This window comes from Hymenobacter telluris (genome assembly GCF_017313265.1).
In the GTDB taxonomy this organism is placed as follows: domain Bacteria; phylum Bacteroidota; class Bacteroidia; order Cytophagales; family Hymenobacteraceae; genus Hymenobacter; species Hymenobacter telluris.
Window position 1 is genome coordinate 339,469 of sequence record NZ_JAFLQZ010000002.1, and the last position, 23,997, is coordinate 363,465.

At 58.7% G+C, this 23,997-nt stretch carries 14 protein-coding genes and 1 pseudogene; 6 read left to right on the top strand and 9 right to left on the bottom strand.

Features of this window, described 5'->3' with window-relative positions:
• Positions 1-36 precede the first annotated feature (36 nt).
• A complete protein-coding gene (locus J0X19_RS03730; protein WP_206981326.1) occupies positions 37-1,398 on the bottom strand; it encodes an Nramp family divalent metal transporter in 1,362 nt (453 codons plus the stop codon).
• Positions 1,399-1,625: 227 nt separating this feature from the next.
• Positions 1,626-3,980: a gliding motility-associated C-terminal domain-containing protein gene (locus tag J0X19_RS03735; protein WP_206981328.1), complete on the bottom strand. Its 2,355-nt coding sequence runs from the start codon at positions 3,978-3,980 to the stop codon at positions 1,626-1,628.
• Between the two features lie 875 nt (positions 3,981-4,855).
• On the opposite strand from J0X19_RS03735, the gene J0X19_RS03740 reads away from it, so the two are divergent.
• Entirely contained in the window at positions 4,856-9,373 is a 4,518-nt protein-coding gene (locus J0X19_RS03740) for a fibronectin type III domain-containing protein (RefSeq protein ID WP_206981336.1), read from the top strand.
• A 144-nt stretch (positions 9,374-9,517) separates the two neighbouring features.
• Here J0X19_RS03740 and J0X19_RS03745 read toward each other — a convergent pair whose 3' ends face one another.
• Complete coding sequence (locus J0X19_RS03745; protein ID WP_206981338.1) at positions 9,518-10,924, bottom strand: PQQ-dependent sugar dehydrogenase; 1,407 nt, start codon at positions 10,922-10,924, stop codon at positions 9,518-9,520.
• A 650-nt stretch (positions 10,925-11,574) separates the two neighbouring features.
• Entirely contained in the window at positions 11,575-12,918 is a 1,344-nt protein-coding gene (locus J0X19_RS03750) for a DUF2254 domain-containing protein (protein WP_206981340.1), read from the bottom strand.
• Between the two features lie 200 nt (positions 12,919-13,118).
• Between J0X19_RS03750 and J0X19_RS03755 the strand changes: the two genes are divergently transcribed.
• The 5 genes from J0X19_RS03755 (at position 13,119) to J0X19_RS03775 (ending at position 18,985) form a co-directional block, all read left to right on the top strand.
• Complete coding sequence (locus J0X19_RS03755) at positions 13,119-14,507, top strand: DUF389 domain-containing protein (protein WP_206981342.1); 1,389 nt, start codon at positions 13,119-13,121, stop codon at positions 14,505-14,507.
• A gap of 90 nt (positions 14,508-14,597) precedes the next feature.
• A complete protein-coding gene (locus tag J0X19_RS03760) occupies positions 14,598-16,493 on the top strand; it encodes a mechanosensitive ion channel family protein (protein WP_206981344.1) in 1,896 nt (631 codons plus the stop codon).
• A 137-nt stretch (positions 16,494-16,630) separates the two neighbouring features.
• A complete protein-coding gene (locus J0X19_RS03765) occupies positions 16,631-17,914 on the top strand; it encodes a cation:proton antiporter (RefSeq protein ID WP_206981346.1) in 1,284 nt (427 codons plus the stop codon).
• Positions 17,915-18,016: 102 nt separating this feature from the next.
• On the top strand, positions 18,017-18,721 hold the full coding sequence (locus J0X19_RS03770) for a mechanosensitive ion channel family protein (RefSeq protein ID WP_206981355.1): 705 nt from the start codon (positions 18,017-18,019) through the stop codon (positions 18,719-18,721).
• Between the two features lie 24 nt (positions 18,722-18,745).
• The gene (locus tag J0X19_RS03775) at positions 18,746-18,985 is read left to right on the top strand and encodes a hypothetical protein (RefSeq protein WP_206981357.1); all 240 of its coding nucleotides are present in this window, start codon (positions 18,746-18,748) and stop codon (positions 18,983-18,985) included.
• Positions 18,986-19,165: 180 nt separating this feature from the next.
• Here J0X19_RS03775 and J0X19_RS25210 read toward each other — a convergent pair.
• The 5 genes and pseudogenes from J0X19_RS25210 to J0X19_RS03800 all read right to left on the bottom strand — a co-directional run.
• Positions 19,166-19,348 (bottom strand): annotated as a pseudogene (locus J0X19_RS25210) (transposase); the annotation flags it as partial.
• 319 nt (positions 19,349-19,667) lie between these two features.
• The gene (locus tag J0X19_RS03785) at positions 19,668-20,564 is read right to left on the bottom strand and encodes a metallophosphoesterase family protein (protein WP_206981359.1); all 897 of its coding nucleotides are present in this window, start codon (positions 20,562-20,564) and stop codon (positions 19,668-19,670) included.
• On the bottom strand, positions 20,557-21,912 hold the full coding sequence (locus tag J0X19_RS03790; RefSeq protein ID WP_206981361.1) for a sodium:solute symporter family transporter: 1,356 nt from the start codon (positions 21,910-21,912) through the stop codon (positions 20,557-20,559). The genes J0X19_RS03785 and J0X19_RS03790 overlap by 8 nt, the downstream gene beginning before the upstream one ends.
• 16 nt (positions 21,913-21,928) lie before the next feature.
• Positions 21,929-22,483, bottom strand: coding sequence for a DUF4738 domain-containing protein (locus J0X19_RS03795; RefSeq protein ID WP_206981362.1), 555 nt, complete (start codon positions 22,481-22,483; stop codon positions 21,929-21,931).
• A gap of 65 nt (positions 22,484-22,548) precedes the next feature.
• On the bottom strand, positions 22,549-23,997 hold the full coding sequence (locus tag J0X19_RS03800) for a SusD/RagB family nutrient-binding outer membrane lipoprotein (RefSeq protein WP_206981363.1): 1,449 nt from the start codon (positions 23,995-23,997) through the stop codon (positions 22,549-22,551).

A 23,997-nucleotide genomic window follows, 5' to 3' on the forward strand; every position in this document is an offset into this window, starting at 1 on the left:
GGTACAGCCACGTAGAAGCAGCTGCACCGCAACAGGTTAGCCGAAGAAGGTTTCGAACAGCAGGTACACGTTCAGCACGATGATGATGCCGGACACCAGCCAGGCTATGGCCTGCACCCAGGGCCGATTGACAAACACGCCCATCTTGTCTTTGCTGCCCGTAAACAGCACCAACGGTACCACGGCAAAGCTCAACTGGAAGCTGAGGATAACCTGGCTGAGTACCAGCAGCTCACTGGTGCCTTTTTCGCCATACAGCAGCGTTACGATGAGAGCTGGTACCACCGCAATACCGCGCGTAATCAGGCGGCGCAGCCAGGGTTTCAGCTTGAGGTTCAGGAAGCCTTCCATCACAATCTGGCCGGCCAGCGTGCCCGTCAGGGTCGAGTTCTGGCCCGAAGCCAGCAGCGCTATGGCAAACACCGCACTAGCCGCCCCGGCCCCCAGCACCGGCGCCAGCAGCTTGTGCGCGTCGCTGATGTCGGCTACGCTGTGCAGGCCGTTGCGGTGGAATGCCGCCGCGGCCGTAACCAGAATCGCGGCATTCACGAAAAACGCCAGAAACAAGGCCACCGTCGAGTCGATGGTGGCAAACTTGATGGCCATGCGCTTGCCGCTTTCGGTCTGCTCGATGGCCCGCGTCTGCACGATGCTGGAGTGCAGATACAGGTTGTGCGGCATGACGGTAGCGCCCAGAATGCCAATGGCAATGTAGAGCATCTTGGGGTTGGTGACCACCTGCGGCTGCGGCACCAGCCCGCCCACAATGCCAAACCAATCGGGCCTGGAAACAATGATTTCGTAGAGGAAACAGCCGAAAATCACCACCGACAGCCCCGCCACAATGCTTTCGATAACCCGGAAGCCCCGGCTTTGGAACAGCAATACCACCAGCACATCCAAGATGGTGAGCACCACACCCCAGGGCAGCGGCAAACCAAACAACAGATTAAGCGCAATGGCCGAACCGATAACTTCAGCCAGGTCACAGGCGGCAATGGCTATTTCGCACAGAAACCACAGCACCAAGCCTACCGGCCGGGAGTAATGGTCGCGGCAGGCCTGCGCTAAGTCGCGGCCCGTTACGATGCCCAGCTTGGCAGCCAAATGCTGCAGCAGCATGGCAAACAGGTTGGAAATCAGAATAACCGATAGCAACGTGTAGCCGAACTGCGCGCCACCGGCAATATCGGTGGCCCAGTTGCCGGGGTCCATGTAGCCCACGGCCACCATCAGGCCCGGCCCCCAGAAAGCCAGCAGCTTACGCCAGAACGACGCGTTTTGGGCGGGTACTTTAATACTGCCAAATACCTCGCTCAACGACGGGGCAGTGCGCGGCCGGCGCCAGCCCGGTTCGGCTGCGGGTACTACAGTAGGAGTTTCAGTAACAAGGGGCATAGAATCGGGTACTAACGCAACTAAAGGTACGCTTTTTAGGCGTGTCTAAATTAATTTTTAAAGTGGTATAAATACTGCTTACCCCGAGGATTTGTTTCCGGAATCTGAAAAACACTTCACACCCGCTACCCAAATACGGCAGTACCTTGGGAAGGTGCACGCGGGATGCAACAAAAAAAGGGCGCTGCAGCTTGCAGCGCCCTTTTAGTAGCGTGGTTGGGGGAGGACTAGCGAGCTAGCTCAACCCAGCCTTTGCTGGTTTTACCGTCACGGTTGGTGAGCAGGTAGTAGTACACACCAGCGGGCTGGTCTTTGCCATCCCAGTTGTTCTGGTAGCTGGCGTACTCCTTCACGAGGCGGCCCCAACGGTTGAAGATCTGGATTTTGCCACCCACTTCTTCGGTTGACAGCACCAGTACGTCATTCTTGTTGTCGCCGTTCGGCGTGAATACGTTCGGCGTTTCGAAAGGCAGGATTTGCAGCTGCTGCGTGAATTCGCTTGGCGTGCAGTCCGTGCTGCCGGCGCGGTTGTTAATGCGCAGCTTGAACTCATAGGTGCCGCCTTCGGGTACGCGCAGGGTCAGTTCACGCGGCGTGAAACGACGCGAGAAAGTTACGATAGGCTCGCCGGTGACAGTATTACCATCCTTGTCTTTCACGCGCTGATACGTCCATACGGAAGTAACGGCAGCCGTATCGGTAGGAGTGGCCGGAGTTGGAACCGTGGAGGTATTGTTGAACGAGAAGATGCGGGGCGGAATGTTGTTGACGTTGGTAATACCCGCCTGCGAGGGGAAACCAGCGCGGCCAGTAGCCACAAACCGAGCCGTGAGGGCTGGCGCTACGCGTACTAAGATAGAGGTAGTATCTACGCAGGTAGGCTGTGGCGTTGAGCGGAAGTCACGGGCAATAATGCTCACCCGGTAGCGGGTGGTCTGGGTTGGGCGTACCGTCACGTTTTGCTTGTTCAGGTCGGCAGTAGCCAAGCCATTAGCCGCAACCCACCGGTAATCGTAGCCGGCAGTGGTTGGGACAGGGGCTGGAGTACCGATACCCAGCAGCACCGAGTCGGGACGGGTTGGGGTAGCCGTGAGGTTTACAGCAGTGCCGGAGCACACGAAGGTGGCATTGGCCGCTGCTACTACGCGAGCCGGGTTGCGGCTCTTAACCGAGATAACAATAACACGGCTTTGCTGCCCAATGATGGGGCACCCATTGTCACGAATCTGAACCGGAATGCGGAAGGTTCCGCCGGCGAAAGCTACGTCAGGCTGAAGGTCGAAAACACCTACGGGGCGCCGGGTACCGTTGCCTACTACACGGAAGGTTCCTACGTCAGTTGGCAAATAGGTTGGGTCGTTTGGAGTAGCCGCAACCAGCGCAGGGTAAGTTACCGTCAACAAATCGTTCGGGTCTGGGTCAGTGAAGCGAACCAAAACGCGGGTGTAGTTGCAGGTAGAAGCCTCAATAAAGGTGGAGTCGGTGGTGTTACGGATGGTTACACCCGAGTTGGTGTTGTTGCCCGTAGCTACTGGGTTGCCGGGAACTGCATTCGAGCAGTCGATAACTACCACGAAAATGTCGCGGCGGACACTGCCAATCAGGGTGCGTACGTTGTTGATACGGCGATACTCCGATACTTTACCCGTTACAACGTATTTGTTGTTGGCGCTGTTAACCTGTGGATCGTACAAATATGGCGTGAAAGTGAAGCTGCCAGTACCAGCATTGAATTGGAAGTTTGGTACGGCAGTTTTCACAGGGCAAGCTCCCGTGAAGCCAAATGAAGCAATGGGCAGGGTAGGAGAGTACGTACCAGTGCCGCCATTAGGCAGTACCCCGATACACGGGCTGCCACCATTGGTGGAAGTCAAATCAATGTAAGGGCCAGTAGAACCAATTGGCTTATAAGGAATTGGGTCACCGCAGTTCTGCAAAGGCTGCTCCAGCGAGTATACCAGTTCATCACCATCCGCATCGGTAGCCGTGAAGTTGAGAGTAGTTTGCTGCTTCCAGCAAACAAACGGAACCGGTACGTTCAACAGATCGAACTGAGCCGAGTTGTTGGTAATGGTTTGGGTACCAACCAGGTTGTTGAGGGTCGCCTCGTAATAAATGTTGTTCTGACCCGTCAGGTTAGCTGTTTCGGGGCGGGCGTTGTCCGTTACGCTAATGCGCCACTCGGCACGGGGAGGCAGGGTTACCTCTGCCTCATAGCGGCCGGTTTCGTAGTTGGTTGGCAAGCCGCTGCCGCAAGGGTTAGGGCCAGCCGGAGCCGTAGCGCAATAAGGAGAGCCAATGGTAGAGCCGCCCAAGAGGGGAGCTATAATATCGGCTGGGTCGCCGCTGCCGCTGCTGCAGCCTGCACTCCGAAACTTGAAGGTTGCAGTAGTGTAGAGGTCAGCGCCACCACAGTCGCGGAATACCCGCAGCGTGAACTTGTACCGGTTGGGTACCCCTGGTACCGCCGTATACGTTATTTGCCCGCCCTGGAAGTGGGAAGCAATAGCGGATTGTAGCCCAACGAGTGACATGCACCACGCTGTGACCAGTAGAGAAGTGAAGTGTAAGAGTCTCCGCATGAGAAGAGGAATGGATGAGGAAAAAAGAAAAAGCAGGGTGGTGGGAAAACGTAGCGGTAATATAAAAACAAATTCTCCTAATGACCATACTAAATAGTCGATTAGGTAAATTTTCAGTCAACAAGAACCATGCCCTTTGAACTTTATCTATGTAAAATAGGTTGATTTTGCTTCAATTTTATAAATAAATATAATTATATCATACATTTTGTACTATTTTATAAGTGGTTTTCAGCGTTAGTAAGATGTTGAGAAGCAGTTGAAGAAGGTGCTAAGAAGTTCTAAAATAAGTTGGATTTATGCTGAATATTCGCTTTAGCCCAACTCACTCATTGAGCACTGCTGCATCATATTTCAAGAATCAGTATGAAAATTCCGCAAACGAAAAGCCAGTGCTACCGCGCCTAGCAGCCTGCTGCCCCGCAGCAGGGGAGTTAAGCATGTACTTGAGTATGGTGGCCACTCAGAATAAGTACACCTTATATATGCATAGTGCAGGCACAGATAATGAAGGAGCATCATTTGTCTGCATTTGCCAGCATTTCGGCTCTTACTGATAGCAAGGAGTACGCTTCAATAAAGCATGATACATATAAGGAATTGATAGAAAAATAGCGTCAGCAATATGCTTTGACGAATCTTTTATATTTATTAGATGCCGTTTACCACCTCCACCTCCCTGCTCTGCGGCAATACGTTGGCTTCATGCTTGCGAAAAGCCATGCTTGCCGTACCGCTAAAGTTCTGTTGCTGGCCTGCTTGCTATCTGTTTGAGTTAAACCGTAGCAATGCAGGTGGTGCCTACTTCAGGGAAGTGGTGAACACGCGCACACCCAGTACATAGTTTTCTCTTCACCCACAAACCCCTTAACTGTATGGCATCACGCTTACACGCAATTAGTAGACAATGGCGACTTTGGCGCACTGCGCTGGTTGCCACGCTGGGAATAGGCCTAGCAACAGCTTCTGCGCAGGCGCAGGACGTCAATACCTACACGCTGACTTCTTCAGCGGGCACGTACACACCGGTTACGGGTGGCACTGCATTGCCAGACATGCTGGCCGATACCTATATTACTCCCACCGCTATTCCGTTGGGTTTCACGTTTGTATTCGATGGCACTCCCTACACTCAGGTGAAGGCGTCGTCGGATGGTTTCCTGAGCTTTAATCCGGCGGCTACCAGTGGCTTCTCCACTTTAGCAGGAGCCTCGGCCAGCAACCGCCCATTGGTAGCTCCGCTTGGTGATGACCTGGATGGCCGCCCTACCGGTGCTACAGCTCTGGCTTCGTACCAAACAACGGGTACTGCGCCTAACCGGGTGTTCACGTTTGAATGGCAAAACTGGGAATGGCGCTGGAACGCCAACGTAGCCGTTATTTCCTTTCAGGCCAAGCTCTATGAAGGTACCAACCGCGTAGAGTTTGTGTACCGCCAAGAAGCCGGTGCCACCAATGCTACGGCTACGCTGGGGGCTTCTATCGGCTTGGCTGGTGTAGGTACCGGTGCCGGGTCATACCTCTCGCTAAGCGACGCCAGCGCTACACCTACGGCCAGCTCGACCACCGAGAATACCAACATCAACACTAAGCCGGCAACGGGGCAAGTGTATGCCTTCCTGCCCGGCCCAACACCTTCCTGCCCGGCCCCACGCAACCTAGCAGTTAGCCTGGTTACGTCCACTACTGCTCCCGTTAGCTGGACCAGCGTAAGCACCGGCAACACCTACACGGTAGAATATGGCCCAACTGGCTTCACGCCCGGCTCAGCGGCCGGTACGCGCGTACCCAACATCACCGGCACCAGTTACACTATTACTGGTCTGACGCCCTCAACCCCTTATCAGGTATACGTAACGCAGAATTGCGGTACGGCCAATGGTAACAGCACCCAGACGGGGCCCGTAGCATTTACTACGCTGGCCTTGCCACCTACCAACGATGACTGTGCCAATGCGGTACTATTGACCACTGGTGCCACCTGTACTACTACGAGTGGTACGGTGCTGGCCGCTACTCAGTCGTTGGCGGCTAGCACCTGCGGCACCAGCACTTCGCCTACCACCGCTGCCGACGTATGGTATCGGTTTGTAGCTACGGGTACTTCTCAGGTGATAACGGCTACGGCCAGCTTCACTCCCGTACTCGAGGTGCGTTCGGGTACCTGCGCCACATCGGCCAGTATCTCGTGCGTGGCTGGTACCCGCCTTGCTGTAGCTGGTCTGACCGTGGGCAGCACCTACTTCGTGCGGGTATATCCTAGCTCCAACACGGCGCCTACCACGCCTACTTTCACGATATGCGTAGTTGATGCGCCGAACGCCCCCGCCAACGACGACTGCACCACGGCTACCGCGCTGCCAGCCTTGGCCCTGACCGGTGGCTGCAACAACGTAACCGGCACCAACGTGGGGGCTACCAGTACCCAAAACGCGCCGGCACCTGGCTGCGCCAGCTACAATGGCAGCGACGTATGGTATTCATTCACGGTGCCTGCCAACGGCTCAATTACGGTGCAAACCGACTCGGTTGGCGGCAGCGCCATTACCGATACCGGCCTGGCTTTGTACTCGGGTACGTGCGGCAACCTGACTTTGATTACCTGCGACGACGACAGCAGCCCGAACGGCAACTTCTCGTCTATCACGCTGACGGGCCGTACGGCTGGCGAAGTATTGTATGCCCGGGTGTGGGAATTTGGCGGCGACGCCTTCGGTCGTTTCAAGATCTGCGCTTCTTACAATCCGCCGGCTGCCAACGATGATTGTGCCAACTCGGTATTGCTGACGACGGGTGCCACCTGTACCGCTACAAACGGTACGCTGCTAGGCGCTACCCAGTCGTTGCCAGCCAGCACCTGCGGCACCAGCACCTCGCCTACCTCGGCCACCGATGTATGGTTCCGCTTTGTGGCTACGGCTTCGGGGCAAACTATTTCGGTGAACAGCTCTTTCACTCCCGTAATTGAATTGCGCTCGGGTACTTGCGCCTCTTCAGCTAGCGTATCGTGCGTGGCTGGTACGCAACTAGCCGTATCGGGCCTGACGGTGGGTACTACCTATTTTGTGCGGGTGTACAATAGCACCAACACGGCTCCTACTACGCCTACGTTCACTATCTGCGTAACCAACCCACCAGCTAACGACGACTGTGCCAACTCGGTGCTACTGACTTCGGGTGCTACCTGCACGCCTACCAACGGCACTATTCTGGGCGCTACCCAGTCGTTGCCGGCTGGCACTTGCGGCACGGGTACGCCGCCTACCACCGCCGGCGACGTATGGTACCGTTTCGTAGCTACGGCTTCGGGCCAGATCATTCAAACCACGGCCTCTTTTACCACTGCTATTGAAGTGCGCTCAGGCACCTGCGCTACTTCGGCCAGTGTGGCTTGCGGCACCGGTACGCGGTTGGCTGTATCGGGCCTGACAGTAGGCTCCACTTATTTTGTGCGCATCTACAACAGCAGCAACTTTGCCCCTACCACGTCTACGTTCACGGTGTGCGTAAGCAATGCACCCAACGCGCCGACCAATGATGATTGCGTAACGGCTACCGCGCTGCCAACCCTGGTGGCGGGTGCCGGCTGCAACTACGTAACGGCTACCAACGTGGGGGCTACTGATACCCAGAACGTACCGGCTCCGGGCTGCGCCAGCTACAACGGCGGCGACGTATGGTACTCGTTTGTAGTACCTGCTGGCGGCGGTGGTATCATCACGGTGCAAACCGACTCGATTAGCGGCAGCCCCGTTACCGATACGGGCCTGGCTCTGTACTCGGGTACGTGCGGCAACCTGACCTTGCTCAGCTGCGACGACGACAGCAGCCCGAATGGCCTGTACTCCTTGCTGCGCCTGAGTGGCCGCACGGCCGGTGAAACCATCTACATACGGGCTTGGGAATTCGGCAACGATTCGTTTGGCCGCTTCAAAGTGTGCGCCGCCTTCGATTTGGCTCCCGCCAATGACGAGCCAGCCGGCGCCGTAACGCTAACCTTCGCGCCTGACTGCGTAACGCCAATTCAGGGTTCGAACACGGTAGGTTCCACTACTACGCCTAACGGCTACACCAACGGCGGTAGCGGTGGTTGCGGCACCAACAGCACCCCGAACGACGTGTGGTATCGGTTCACCACGGCGGCTTCGGGCCGGGGTTCTACGGAGGCTACGCTAACCGTAACGGGTGCCGGTTCGGGTATCCTGCGCTTGTTCACGGCGCCATCGGCAGCCGGTCCGTTCACGGCCGTAACCAACGGCTGCTCGGCCGCGCCTTCAGCTTCGGCGGCCGTAACGGGTCGTTCGTTCACTGCTACCGGCCTGACGCCAAGCACTACCTATTATGTGCAGGTGTCCAACTACAGCTCGTTCGATGGCGGTTCGGCCTTCACCATCTGCCTCACGGCGCCGAGCAACTGCCCCATTCCGGCCGGCCCATCGGCTACCGCACTCACCTCGAATACGGCTACGTTGGGCTGGGCAGTGGGCGCTACCACGCCAAGTGGCACGTTCACGCTCGAGTATGGCCCCCGTAACTTCACGCTGGGCAATGGTACCCGCATCACGGGTATTACCGGCCTCTCTACTACGCTCACCGGCCTGACGCCTGACACCGAGTACTGCTTCTATGTGCGGCAGGAGTGCGGTGCCGTAAGTGGCAACAGCGCCTTCAGTGGCCCGGTATGCTTCCGTACCAACTTGGCACCGTCGCCTAACGATGAGCCGTGCAATGCTACTGCTCTCACGGTAGGTGCCGCGGCCGTTACGGCCAACAACATTGGGGCAACTACTACTCCGCTCAACGGCTATTCCAACCCTGGCTGCTCGACGGCTAGCGCGCCGAAAGACGTGTGGTTCCGTTTCGTGGCCACCGCCACAACGGCTCAGATAACGGTAACGGGCAACCCTGCCGGCCAGGTGCGGCTATTCTCGGCTGGTGCTTGCGCCGGGCCGTTCACGCAGATTGCCTGCCAGGCTAGCACCGGTGCCAACACGGCCGCTGGCCCGCTCAATGCCACTGGCCTCACCATTGGTACTACGTACTACGTCTTCGTTTCGGGGTACGGCTCCAGCGACTTCACGGGCAACTTCACTATTGCGGTGCGCACGGTGCTTTCAACGGGCAACGAGCTAGCCAAAGGCGAAGTGAGCGTGTACCCCAACCCCAGCCACGACGGCACGCTCACGCTGAGCCTGCGCGGGGTAGACGGGGTAAGCAGTACGCAAGTGGAGCTCTTCAACGCACTAGGTCAGCGCGTGCTCACGCAGCCAGTGAGCATCCGTGGTGGTGCAGTTGAGCAGCCGCTGGCTGTGCAGGGCTTGGCCAAAGGCATCTACACGCTGCGCGCCCAAATCGGGCAGACTACCATCACCCGCAAAGTGGTGCTGGAGTAGCAGCTAACCGGCAGTAAGCGGCTCGGCCAGTGGCTCGGCCGCTTACTTCGCCAGCCTTTGATTTCACTCGATTCAAAAAAAGAGCGACGCCCAGCGTCGCTCTTTTTTTATGGCAGCTCAGCCTGCCTTATTAAAGCGCCTGCGCTATTCCACTACTAGCCGCCGGGTGTATTGAACGTCGCCGAGCTGAGCCTGCACCATGTAGAGGCCACTGCGTAAGCCTGCAAGGTCCAGGCGGGTTTCTTGTTGGCCCGAGGGTAGCTGTAGCGTGCGGGCCGTGCGGCCCAGCGCATCACGGAGCTGCACGGTAGTGGTGGCGCGGGGGGCAGCCGACAGCCGAACGGCTACAGTTTGGGTAGCGGGGTTGGGCCACAATTGTAGGGCGCTGGCCTGGCCTTGTTTCACGGCACTAGGAACGTAGGCCCGGTTTTCGAGTACCAGAATCCGGTCGTCGGTAGCGGCGGGGTTACCACGACCGTCGCGGTTGCTGGTCCCGATATATATCCGGCCTTGTGGCGACACACAGATAGACCGGAGCCGGCCGTAGGTGGTCGTCCAGAGGGTGTTTTGGGCGGTAATCTGGGTGCCGGCCAGGTTGAGCTGAAGCTGCGTGAAGCCATCCTTGAGCGTTACCAGCAGCAACGAGTTGTTCCACTCCGGAATGGCCGGGTGGGTGTAGGTGGTGAGTCCCGCTACGGCCCGCGTGGGCGTGTAGGAGGCCAGCGGCTCCCGCACATTGTTGGCGGTGCAGAAGGTTTGCTCGGCAGCGGTGTTGCAGAAGCCTTCCACGGTGGGCCAGCCGTAGTTGCGGTTCACTTCAATCAGGTTCACTTCGTCCTCGATGTTCTCGCCGTGCTCGGAACTGTAAATCTGGCCCGATGCGGTACGTGTGAGGCCCTGTGGGTTGCGGTGCCCGAACGAATACACCAAGCTACCCGGAATGGGGTTGTTGGCCGGCACGGTGCCATCAAGGTTCAGGCGCAGCACTTTACCATTCAGGGAAGCTACATTCTGAGCTTCGGGCCGCTGCTGAGCGTCGCCGGTGGTCATGAGCAAGGTTAGGTCGGGCTGAATGAACAAGCGCGAGCCGCTGTGCGTGGTGACGGCCGTAATGTTGCCAAGCAAAACGAGGGGGCTGCTCAGCGTGTTGGTTGTGGCCGAATACGTGTAGCGCACCAGCTTCTCCTTCAGGGCACCGGAGTCGGTGTAGTTGTACACCACATACACATACGGCGTAGCAGTGAAATTGGGGTGCAGCGCCATGCCCAGCAGGCCACTCTCACCGGTTTCGGTTACGTCGGCAATGGTGAGCAGCGGCAGTACCTGGCCGGTAGTGGGGTTCACGCGGCTGATGCGGCCCATGCGCTCCGTCATCCAGATGAAATTGTCAGGGCCCCACAGCAATTCCCAGGGCGTATCGAGGTTGTTGGTGAGGGCCGAGGCTGAAAGGGTGGTGCTGCCTACCGTGTAGGTAGCCAGCACGGGGCCTTGCTGGGCCATAGCCGGAGCAGCCAAAGCGCCAAATAGAAGCAGAGTAGAGAAACGTTTCATAGGGAAAGGCTTTGGTGGTGAATGGAATACGTTCGTAATCTTATCAACGCGAAAACACCAAGAATGGATGAGGTAGCCACCCACTCTGACAACCCTGATGCGTGCTTTTTGGCCTTTATTCACCTTGCCGCAACCGTGCTACAGCTGCGCATCTGTTAACGCTTCCTAAAACGCCAGCCATTCTGGTTTCCTGCTGAAACAAGTTTACTCAAGCCTACTTGGTTGCCGGGGGAGGGTATGCGGGAGGAAGTAGGCTTTCACCTACTCCATTCCTTCGTTAAGCTTCGGGCATACTTCAGGCCTTGCTGCTTGCCGCCAAGAAACGTTTTTGTGTTGCAAATGTCTTGCTGTCAGTATTTTATGACTGCAGGAAATGGCATCAGAAAATGTAAGCAAGCGTTTGCGTTGAATTTACCTGAGAGCTTTGCTATTTCAGTTAAACTCTTGGTAAGCAGCAACACCAGGCTAACGTTGCAAGTCGGTTTCATCTAAGTCGACGCCTCGTTCTGTTGTCCGTCATTTCCAGCTTCCTCACTGCTCCATGGCATCATACGCACCACCCCCAACGAGGCTGAGCCTATAGCCGGAATCTGCATACGCTGCCACCTGGCTGCAAAAGCTCGGCAGGCGGTGCTGCCTAAGGCAACAAGCTAAAGAACGGCCAACCAGCAGGCTTTCACTTCTTCGTAAGTGGCGCGTACCGCCTCTTTTTCGTACTCGGTGGCCAGGGTGTCATCAGCTTGGCGCAGCAGCAGCCTGGCCTGGGCTTCTACAGCGGCTTTGCGTTCGGCACTACGGGCAGCTTCCCCCACCTGGGCCAGCGCCCGCAACACTCGCCGAAACAGAGCGTGGTTGCCTTTGGCATTAATGCGCACCAAGTCAAAGGCCAACTTCAGATACCCACCAAAGTCACGGTCCGGTACGTACAGCAGCACGGGTGCTTCGCCTGGGGCCGTGCGGAGGGTAGCTGGAAACGGCCTTTCGGCCAGCCGTTGCACTAGCAAGCCCAAGTGGTCGACAGCCATGATGGCCGTCGTGGTATCGTTGATGCCAGGCGAGAGAGCCTTCAGCGCAATATCAACCAGTTGCTGTATCCCGAAGCCAACATCTTGTTTGATGCTGCGGTACCCTTCCAGCCGCACGCAACGCGCCAGCGCCGCGTGGTCGGCCGGGCTTAGGGCCGTGGCCGCGCCCTGCCGCAGGTAGCGTAGTAGGTTGTTGCCTTCGCCCACGAAGGCACCTACCGGCTGCTCGATCCGCAGCCACGCCTGGTGCTGGTTGGCCCAGGCGAGCAGCCCCGCCGCGTCGATGCGCTGCACATAGCCCGTTTGGGCAGCGCGCACGGGCTGCCAGCCAGGCCGGGCCTCGGCCGCGCGCCAGGCCGCTTGCCGGGTTGGATCGAGGGCGGGCTCGCCCAGCGTTTCAGGAAACAGCTCGTCTACTGCCTCTCGACTCTGGCGGCTGATGCGTTGCAAAATCGTATCAGTTTGCAGCGACTCGGCAATGTGGTGAATGAAGTAGATGAGCGCCGCCACGCCGCCCAGCGCCAACGCCAAACCACCCGTCACGGCCGTGGAAGGCACAAACTTCTGCTCCTCGGTGCCTCGGATAGTACCCAACACCAGCAGGCAATAAGCAAAGACACCCACGAAATAGCCCATCACCACCTGGTTGCCCCGGTCGCGCATGAAGTTGCGCAGTACGCGGGGTGAGTACTGGCTGCTGACCTGCGAAATGGTGGAAAGCGTGAGCGAGAATACCAGCGCCGCCACCGTCAGCATGGAGCCAGCCACGGCCGTGAGCATGCTGCGCGAGCCCTGGGCACCCACGCCGAAAAGCAACGGAAACTGCTTGGCTCCATCGAACGAAGTGCGGCGGTCAAACTCAATCAGCCCATATGCCAGGGCGCACGCGCCGAGCACCAGCAGGCCCGGTACAAACCACAGCGAATCGTGCAGGCGCTGCCAAAAGCGGCGCAGAAAAGAAAGCGGCATTAGCAACCAAGTACGTGAGATAACTGCTGCTGTGTACGGCAAGGGTGCGCTTTTCGCTGGCCGGCAGGGGACGATAACAGCTGGGGGCAACCGGAAACAGCATTTTTGCCGGCATCTGCGTAAGGCTACGATAAGCTCAGGCAGGCACGAGCTGTCACCTGTTCACTTCCCACCGTTCTTTTTCCAGCTGCTTTTGGCCTATGAACTTTGCTTTTCTGCGCTGGGTGCGCGCCCACTTCGACTTATCCTCTGACATGGCCGAACCGACCGAAATCATGGCCGATGTGGAGGACGGGCTGGTCTTTAAGGGCACTAATTTGTGGGTGCTCATCTTCGCCATTTTGGTGGCCTCGGTGGGGCTCAATGTCAACTCCACGGCCGTCATTATTGGTGCCATGCTCATTTCACCCCTCATGGGGCCCATCGTAGGCATCGGCTTCGGGGCGGCCACAGTTGAAGTCAACCTGATTCAGCGCGGGCTGAAAAACCTGTTCATTGCGGCCGGCCTCAGCCTACTGGTATCGGCGCTGTATTTCTACGTTACGCCCCTCACCGACGCAGGCTCTGAACTGCTGGCCCGCACCTCGCCCACAACCTGGGACGTAGCCATTGCCCTGTTTGGTGGGGCCGCGGGGGCCATTGGCTTCACCCGCCGCGAGCGGGGCAACGTGGTGCCCGGCGTAGCTATTGCTACGGCCCTGATGCCGCCACTCTGCACGGCGGGCTACGGGCTGGCCACGGCGCACTGGGCTTACCTGTTCGGGGCGCTGTACTTATTCTTTATCAACTGCGTGTTCATCAGCTTGGCCACGTTTCTGGTGGCCCGCATCCTGCCGCTGCCCCAGCATCAGTTTGACAGCGGCCGGCGAGGCCGCTGGGTGAACCGCAGCATCTGGGCGGTGGCCTTGCTCACGGCCGGCCCGAGCGTATACTTGGCCGTAGGTATCGTGCGCAATACCGTGTTTGCCCACAACGCCCAGCAGTTCATAGATGAGCAACTGAGCCTGCCCGGTACCTACGTGGTAACGCGCCGCATCGAGGCCAGCGCCGGTACCATCAACGTGCTGCTGGCGGGCCAGCGCCTTACTCCGGACCAGCTGCGCACGGCCCGCGCCCGCCTGAGCCAGTACCGCTTGCCTACTACGCAGCTTACGGTGCGCCAAGGCTTGGCGGGCCTCGACTCGACCGACGCCCGCGCCCTGCGCACCAGCCTGCTCGAAGACATACGCAGCCGCAACGAGCAAACCCTTGCCGGCTATGATACGCGCTTAGCCCAGCTCCAGCAATTGCTGTTACGGTCCGATAGCCTCGCCACGGCAACCACTACCGTCTTCCCCACGGCTCCGGCCTTGCTGCGCGAGGTACAGGTAGAGCACCCTACCGTACGTCAGTTGGGCCTGAGCCAACTGGTGCGGCCGGCTGCTGACTCCTTGCGTGCCGATACGACCCTTGTGGTAGCCCTGCGTGCCAGCGGCCCGCTACCTGCCGCCGAGCAGCAACGGCTGCGTCAGTGGTTGAGCTTACGCACCGGTATGCGGCAGCCTGTGCAACTGGTAGTTGAAATTCCGAGCCCGGCGCGAAAACGCTAAGTGCGCAAACACGATTTGCTGTCACCTATCTTGTTCGCAAATTCGTCGTATCCGCTCACCAAGCTACCCAGTGCGTTTACAGTAGTTTCTATGTCTCAACGGCTTACCGCGCTCTTCACTTCTCTCTCGTATCTGGGCTTACTTGCCCTGTGGTTACTGGTAAGCGGGTTCATCTGCCCCATTCAGGCTGCTGCTCAGGCTCCCGTCGGCTCCGATTCGGCCCGGACCCAGACGCTGAGCACCGATACGCGCACCCTGCGTCAACTCGATTCGCTACGCCGCCAGGCCAGTGCCCGCCTCAGCCAAGTGCAGCAAGAACTGCTCACGCTGAAAAACGGCCCCAACCGCGCCCAGGAGCAGAAGTTAACCCAAGAGTTGACGGCGTTGCGCGCCGCCGATTCGTTGCGCCGCGTGCAAGCCCGCCGGCATATCGACTCGCTTAGGCAGCACACCCGCGGCTACCCAGTCGTGCTGCACAACGATACCCTGTTTTACGTTTACACCAAGCTCGGCCCCTTCTCGCCCCGCGAGCGGGCCGCCCTCATTGCCGAGAAAGTGCAGCGCCTGGAAGCCGATGTGCGCTACCACCCTGATTCGCTGCGCCTCTACCCCTCCGAGCAAACCATTGACCTGCTATACGGCGAGTTGGTGGTGCAAAGCATTTCCGACAACGATGCGCTCTGGATGAACACCCCGCGCGACTCGCTGGCCCGCCAGTACCGGGCGCGCATTGTGCAAACTGTGGCAACGTACAAGCAGCAGCACAGCTTCGTCAACATCCTCAAGGAAATTGGGCTGGTGCTGCTAGTGCTGGTGGCTTTCTACTTCGTGGTGCGCTTTGTTAATCAGTTTTTTCGCTGGCTACAGTTGCAGCTTACCCGGCGCGAGGACACCTGGTTTCGGGGCGTGCGGCTAGGCACCTACGACCTGTTTACACCCCGGCGCGAGCTGGAAACGGCCCTGCTGCTGCTCAACGTGCTGCGCTGGGTGGTCATTTTCCTCATTATTTACCTGGTACTCCCGCTACTGTTCAGCATCTTTCCCGGCACCCAGGACGTGGCCGATATGCTGCTCGGTTACGTGCTCACGCCCCTACGCCGCATTGGTCTCTCGCTCTGGCACTACCTGCCCAATCTTATTACCATTGTGGTGATTGTCACGGTATTCCGCTACCTACTGCGGGGACTACATTTTCTGAAAGAGGAAATTCGGTTGGGGCACCTCACCCTGGAGGGTTTTTATCCGGACTGGGCCAACCCGACCTACCAAATTGTGCGGGTGCTGGTGTTTGCTTTTCTGCTGGTGGTGATTTTTCCCTACTTACCGGGCTCCGAGTCGCCCATCTTCAAGGGCGTGTCGGTGTTTCTGGGCTTCCTGTTCACCTTCGGCTCAGCGGGCTCCCTCTCCAACATCGTGGCCGGCCTGGTGCTCACTTACATGCGCGCCTACAAGCTGGGCGATAGGGTGAAAATTGGGGACGTAACCGGCGACATCATCGAGAAAAACCTGCTGGTAACGCGCATCCGCACCATCAAAAACGAGGAAATCACCATCCCGAATTCCTCTATTATGAGTTCTTACACCACCAACTTCACCAGCGCCGCGCCTACCCTGGGGCTGGTGCTGCACACCACCGTCACGATTGGCTATGATGTGCCCTGGCCGCAGGTGCACGAGCTGCTTGTAGCCGCCGCCCTGGGGGCTGAGGGCGTACTGCCCGAGCCTAAGCCCTTTGTGCTCCAAACCAGCCTCGACGATTATTATGCCAGCTACCAGCTCAACGCGTATACCCGAGAGGCCAGCAAGCAGGCCCTGATTTATTCGCGCATTCACCAAAACATTCAAGACGAGTTCAATAAAGCCGGCATCGAACTGATGTCGCCCCACTATCGCGCTGTGCGGGACGGCCATCACACCACCATTCCTACCGATTTTCTACCCAAGGACTATGTAGCCCCGAAGTTTCGGGTAGAAGGCAACGAGTAGCACGCTTGCTTTTCATGCGCCTGCCACTTCGCCTACTGTTGTCCAAGCTCAACCATTTGCCGTAAACTCACCCGCCTTCTTTGCCCGATGCATAATGGGCTGCGCTGGTACTGCGCTTAGTACCTGATTTTCTTTCTATGGATTTATTTACCCTGATTACGCTGCTCATTGTGGTAGCGGCTCTGTTTGCCTACCTCAACACGCGCCTGCTGAAGCTACCCGATGCCATTGGTATCATGGTTGTGTCGTTGGGCTTCTCGCTGGCGCTGCTGGGGACGCACTGGGTTTACCCCGACTTGTTTGGGGCCGTGCGACGGACGGTGGTGGGCATCGAGTTCGACCGGGTGCTGTTTGAGGTAATGCTGAGCTTACTGCTCTTCGCCGGGGCCTTCCATACCGACGCGGCGCAGCTGCGGGTGGAACGGCGCTCGGTGGTACTATTCTCGGTGGTTGGCGTGCTGCTGAGTACGGCGCTTATCGGGGGCGGGCTGTTTGGGCTGAGCCGCTGGCTGGAACCGGCTACCCCGCTGCCCCTGCCGCTGTGTCTACTGTTCGGGGCCCTGATTTCGCCCACCGACCCGATTGCCGTGCTGGGCATTTTGGCCCGCTTCAAGCTGCCAGAAAACGTGAAGCTCAACATTGTGGGCGAGTCGCTTTTCAACGACGGCGTGGGCGTGGTCGTGTTTGCCAGTCTCTACGAGTTGGTACTGGAAGGGCCTGAGAACTTTAGTGCGGGCCACGTGGCCTGGCTGTTCGTGCAGGAAGCGGGCGGGGGTATCCTTTTCGGGCTGGTGCTGGGCTACGGGCTCTACCGCCTGCTGCGCTCTATTAACCACTACCAAACCGAGGTGCTGCTAACGCTGGCCGGGGTGCTGGGTGGCTACCTGGTGGCTCAGCAGCTGCACATTTCGGGGCCACTGGCCATGGTGGTGGCGGGCCTGTTCGTGGGCGACCGGGCCCGACAGGACGCCATGAGTGCCCAGACGGAGGAATACGTGGACAAGTTCTGGGAGCTGCTCGACGGTATTCTCAACGCGGTGCTGTTCGTGCTCATTGGGGTGGAGCTGCTGGTCGTTCAGTTTCACTCCTCTTACTGGCTGCTGTGCGGCGTGGCCATTGTATTGGTGTTGGCCGCGCGCTTCGTGGCCATCTGGCTGCCCTACCGCCTGACCCGCCGCTGGCTCACGCTCGACCACAAGGCCCCACTGATGATGACCTGGGGCGGCCTGCGCGGTGGCATTTCGGTGGCATTGGCCCTGTCCATTGGCAGCAACGTGCCGCACAAAAGCCTGATTGTGGCCATTACCTACGCCGTGGTGGTCTTCTCGGTCATCGTGCAGGGCCTCACGCTAGAAAAGCTGATCCGGCGCTTGTACCCGGAGGATGCCACGACCGACCCGCCCGTGCCGGCATCTCACTAACCTGCTAGGCAAACCGAATTCAACCAGATATCCTCGTTGCCGTTGAGGGAAGAGCCCGGCACCAGATGCTGGCGCTATATTCCTCTTTTCTCTCTCCCCCGCATGGATTTTTCAATTGCCTGGCAGAAAATCAACCAGATGGGCCGTGATTTCATGGCTTTGCTGCCCAACCTGCTCTTCGGCCTCGCTGTTTTCGTCATCTTTCTCTTCCTGGCCCGCGGGGTGAGGTCGTTGGTGGAGCGCGTGGTGGAAAACCGGCGACAAAGCCAGAGCCTGAAGCTACTTCTTAGCCGCCTGTCTTATGTTGCGGCCCTGATTCTGGGTGTCATGGTAACGGTCACGATTATAGTACCCAGCTTCACGCCGGCCAGTTTGGTAAGTGCGCTGGGCATTGGCGGCGTGGCCATCGGCTTTGCTTTCAAAGACATCTTTCAAAACTTTCTGGCCGGGATTCTGCTGCTCATCACCGAGCCGTTCAAAATCAACGACCAGATCAAGTACAAAGACTTCGAGGGCAACGTTGAGTCCATCCAGACCCGCGCCACCACCATCAAAACCTACGATGGCCGGCGCGTGGTTATTCCGAACGCCGAGCTGTTTATCAACGCCGTGACGGTGAATACGGCCTACGACAAGCGTCGCCTGCAGTACGATATTGGCATCGGCTACGGCGACGATATTGCTAAGGCCCGGCAGTTGATAGTGGAAGCAATGCGCGGCGTGGATGGTGTGCTGACCGACCCTGCCCCCGAGGCGCTGGTGGTGGATCTGGCGGGCAGCAGCGTCAACCTACGGGCGCGCTGGTAGATCAACCCGCCGCGCCGTGCTGACGTGATGGACGCGCAGGATAGGGTGCTGGAAGCCATCAAAAATACGCTCACGGCCCACGGCATCGACCTGCCTTACCCTACTCAGCAAATCCTGTGGCACGACCAAACCGAAGCCACCGACGGCAACCGGAAGACGCAGCGCGAAGGCTGGCCTGCGGGTAGGGGGGAAGTGCCGAAGTCACAGGCGGATATCCGGCAGGCGAAGCAGCCCGATGCGCCAGCTCCCCCACCGGCCGCCTGAGCACGCTGAGCTGAAAAGAATGTTCGAAGTAGGTGTAAGAAGTGGTGCGCCAGCCCGTTTTTCGAACCGGGTCAGCTAGTGCCTACTGCGCAATCATTGCTTTTACAGACGAAGAGAAAAGCAAGCATAGCTGGCGGAAGTAAATTCATAAGCAACAACCACGCGGCGAAAGCAGGCCAGCTAAGCGAAAGTGCGCTCGACTACCCAGCGCCGGGGTGAATGCGCGACCCAAACGACCCGGTCCGGCACGTTGACGACCGTGTGGAGCTGCTGCCACAAGCCCAGGCGCTGCCAACGGTAGAAATAGTGGTACACCGCTGCCCAGGGCGGAAACTGTGGCGGCAGTGCCCGCCATTGGCCGCCGGTGCGGCAAACCTAGCGCAACGCGTTGAACACCCGTCGCAAACACAGGCGCCGGCGCCGTTGCGTGGGCAGCAACTCGATAACTTGCCACGGCGAGTCAGTAGGGGAGGAAACCCATCAACCATAATGCTCGCGGCAGCCTAGGAACTCCTCGCGCAACTTACTGGCCCGTTTTTTTTAGCCTCCTGCCCAATTCTCGAATACGCTCTTAGATTATTACAAATCCCGTTAAGGAATCTAAGCTGTTCCGAAGCGCAGTTCTTCACGGTTAAAGAGAGCAGGTAAAACTCATAGCGCCATACCCAGTGGACACAGGATATTACATGAGGGCCTGTTTTGAACGATTGAGAGAAGGGCAAGAGCCTTTCAGTTCGTTAGCTTCCTCATGCAGCACAATGGCTTGGCCCTGTAACGCCTTCTCGGCCGCTGGCAAAATTTCGCAGTTGTCCCAGATGCCCGTCAGGAGCGTGTGCGCGTAGGAATCGGGAAGCCCATTGGCAAGCATCAGCTCATTGGCCCAGCCGTTGTCGTAGGTGAAGGCGTGGAAGGTGTAGCTAAACCGGCCATCGGTGTCATCGAGCAGCAGGTACCACACCCGCGGGGTGCCGTCGTTGGCGGGCATCCCAATCACGCCCGCGTTGAGCCAGTAATGCCCAGCCCGCGCATCTGCGAAGGGCAGCCCGGCGTGGCCGGCCAGGATTACTTCGGCGCCGGTGGCGGCAAAGCTGGTTTCCTTCACCGGCCAGGGAGTTGAGGCAAACACGAAATCGGCAATGCCGGTGGCGGCCCCGTGCAGCACGGCCACCGCCTTGCCCGCGTAGCGGAACGAGAGCTGCAGCGGCAGGGTGCTTAGCCAGGCCACCGAGCCGGCCGAGAGGCTCCGCACCGCGTAGGGAAACCAGGCGCGGGACAGCAGGTCGCACCGGCTGCCCTCGGCGAAGTTGCAGCCGCAGTCGTCTTCGCCCCGGATGATGTTCTGCTCCACGTTGCCCTGAATGGCGTGGATGCCCCAGTCCTGCACAAACTGCACCGCGGCCTCGGGCTGGGCGCAGTAGCCCACGATGTCGCCCGTGCAGATGATATTGCCCGCCGGAATCTGCAGCCGGTCGGCAATGGCTTTAAGGGCCTGCAGCGCCTGGAGGTTCGAGTAAGGGCCGCCGAAAACGAGCAGCCGGCCGCGGCGCGGGCCGATGTCCTGGGTGAGGGGGTTATCCATGAGCGGTTTTTTTTTGGAGCAGCGCACAGAGGCCGAATACCGCGAAACAGAACCCCGACGTAATCAGGTTGGTACTGAGCAGGGCCCCGTATTTGCCGTCGCCCAGGTGCAGGGTTTCGGGCAGGGGAAACAGCGTGAGCAAAGCGCCCAGCACCAGCCCCCCTACTACGGACAGGTGAAAAGCCAAGCGCGGCACGGGCACGTGCCAGAACAGAAACACGGGGGCCAGCCCCAGCACCAGTGTGCCGCTGATGGTGGTGGCCGAGAGAATGGCGGGGTTGAAAAACACCGGAACGGTACCTAGCACCGTCAAAACCACCATGGCCCACCGGCCCCGCGATACGCTGGGCTCGGCCGCTTTGCTCAGGTCGATGCTGATGAGCTTGGAGAAGGAAGCCATGGCCGAATCGAGGGTCGAGGAGGCCGAAGTGACCATGATGAGATTCATGAGCAGCAGCATGGGCACCCCGAAGTAGCGCGCCACGGCCACCGGGGCTTCGCCGGTCAGGGCGTTGAGCTTGGCGAAGATGCCCACGAAGCTGAAAAAGATGATGCAGCCCGCGCCGATGGCCCCCGCCCAGAGGTAGGACCGCAGCGTGGTGCGCGTATCGGTGATAAAGCCCCGGTCGGTGAGCACCGGGTCGTGAAAGGGGTAGCTGAAACACTGCACCAACGCCACCAGCAGCAAATCGACGCCCTGCCCCAGGGTCCATTCCCCACTGCTGAGGAAGGGCTGCAGGCTGCCCTCGTACTGCGGCAGGATGAACCCCAGAATCACCGTGAGCAGCACCACAAACAGTGAGAGTTGAATCACGTCGGTCATAATCGAGCTGCTCATGCCGCCCTTGAGCGTGTAGGCCAGCGTGAGCAGGGTGAACACCACAATGGCGACGTAGTAATCGGTCGTACCCTGCGCACCGAAATAAGAGCCGATGACGATGGTATTGGACCAGATTTCGTTGTAGAGCCGGATGATAATCAGGAAGGTGAAGACGACCACCGCCCCCGCGCCATACTTCGATTCCAGAAAATGGTGGATGCTGCGGTAGCCCCCTCGGTTGCGCATGGCGACAATAACGAAACCGGCCACCAAAAACGAGAGGTAATACCCCGCGTAGGCCACGCCCCCCACCAGCCCGAAGCTCTGGCCCAGGTTGGCGGCGTTGGTAATCGACTTGGCAAACAGCCAGGAGATAACTAAGCTACTCGTCAGAAAAACGGTATTAGGAGTCCGCTCTTTGCGGGCGCCCTGGAAAAACTCGGCCGCGGTGCGCGACAGCGGGGACACGAGAAACAGCGTGACGCTGGAGGCCAGGACCAACGCCCACTGCAACAGGGTTGTACTCATGCGAGGATTATTCTGCTTATTCTACAGGTTGTTGAACGCTTATTACTTGTAGCCCTTGCGTGGGACTGAGGGCCACTTGCGCTTCCATGAAGACGTCCGAATCCGGGACGCCCAAGCGCGTATAAAAGCGAAATTTTCCTTGCTGGCACCCCACAAAAGCGGTCCGCGACAGAGCCCATTCCTGTGCCGAGCCTAATTGTTTAGCAATAGGGTTGTCCGCAAACAGCGCCTTAGTCAGCCGCTGGTGCAGCCACGGCTTGTCGCCCCGGAACACAAACAGCTCGCTCTGGTAATTGTGTGAGACGTCTAATGCTGGGCCAGCGTCCTCCACGATATGGTTGACCACGGCACTATCATTCAAGCACGTGGTCACCACCTGCACGCGGTACCGCTCCGGCCCGGGCAACAAGGTGTCACGCCGTTCCACTACCGAATCCAGCGGCCAATACATGCGGCGTGGCGTGGCCTTGGGGCGCTGAACGATGGTCAGTTGATCCTGTGATGTTTGGTCTGGGGAGGTGCAGCCCGAAGCGGTTACCACTGCCAAAAGGCCGATGACGGATAGTTTCATTCAGCAATAAAGTGCCCGTTGGCAAGTGTTCACGAAAACGGTCAAATCTAGCGAAAGGAGGGTAATTAGCGCGCCCACCATACGGGAACGTTGATGCTGTTATTCTGGGTGTTGGCGGCCGCTTTTTGGTACTGCGCCGCGTTCAGCGCGCTTTCCGTGGCGGGGTAGGGCATCCGCTTGGGAATCAAGTTATTGTTGAGGCTGGCCGAAACGGTTTTCAGGCGGGGGAAACCCGTCCGGCGGTACTCGGTCCAGCCTTCGTAGGCATTGTTGATGTTGCCCAGCCATTTCTGCGTCAGGATTTGCTCAATGGGGTTTTGGCCGTTCTGATTGTAAGCGACCTGGCTGCTGGTGAGGTAGCTGGCGGGCAGCGCCACGCCCCAGTAAGCAAACGACTGCGTGATGCCCTGCTCGTACAAGGTCCTCGCCGAGCCGGACACCAGCCCCCGCTGGGCGGCTTCGGCCAGCCAGAAGCTGGTTTCGGCGGCGGTCATGTAATTGGCCGACAACCGGTCCGAATTTTCCCGGAAGATGGTGCCCGTCAGCGAGTAATCGGCCACCGAAATAGTGAGCCGGGAAGCATCCGGTCCGTTCAACAGGCCTCGGTAGGTGCCCGGCATGGCGGCCGTGGGGCGGAAATAGGTTGCTATCCGCGGGTCGCTCAGGCCCGTCAGCAGCTCCTCGCTGGTTTTGGACATGATGAACAGGTTGAAGTCACCGACACGGGCCGTCGACATGCGGAAATTGTTGGGCTGCGCCAGCGAGAAGCGGAAGGCGGCATTGTCGGCATTCGCCCGGATGTAATTGCCATCAGCCACGACTCGTTGCAGGGCCGCCTGCACATTTACCTTACTCGATATCCGCATCAGGCACTTAATTTTCAGCGAGTTGGCAAACAGCACCCATTTACTACGGTTGCCATTGTAGAGGATGTCGCCGTCGAGCGCCGTAACGCCTTGGTAATTGGTGATGGCGGCAATGCCCTTGTCCAGGTTGTCGAGGATGCCGCCGGGCGCCGTGTAGATGGCTTCCTGCGTGTCGTAGGCCGGCGTAGTCACCCCTTCTTTGCCTTGTAGCGCTTCGCTGTAGGGAACGTCGCCGTACAGGTCCGTCAGCGTGGCGGTGAGGTAGGCTTTCATGATTAGGGCCGGGCCTTCGTACACCCCGAACGCCGGATTCGCGCGCGCTTTTTGCAGCAGAATCTCGTTGTCGCGCAGGTTGCTGTACAGAAACGGCCAGGGGTTGCCGCCGTACTGCGGTTCGCTCAGGCTATGCCGGTCGAACAGGTTGAAGTCGATGGCCGTGAAGTACTGCCCCAGCAAGTTGCCCGCCACGAAGGCTTCGTAGGACATCTGCTCGCCTTGGTCGAAGATGATTTTGCGCAGCAGCAGCGACGGCTGCACGTCGACTGGCGCGTTGGGGTTCGTGTTGATTTCCTCGAAGCCGTCCGTACACGCGGGCAGAAGGCCAGCCAGGGCGGCCAGCAGGAGGAAGCTAGTTAATTTCCGTTTCAT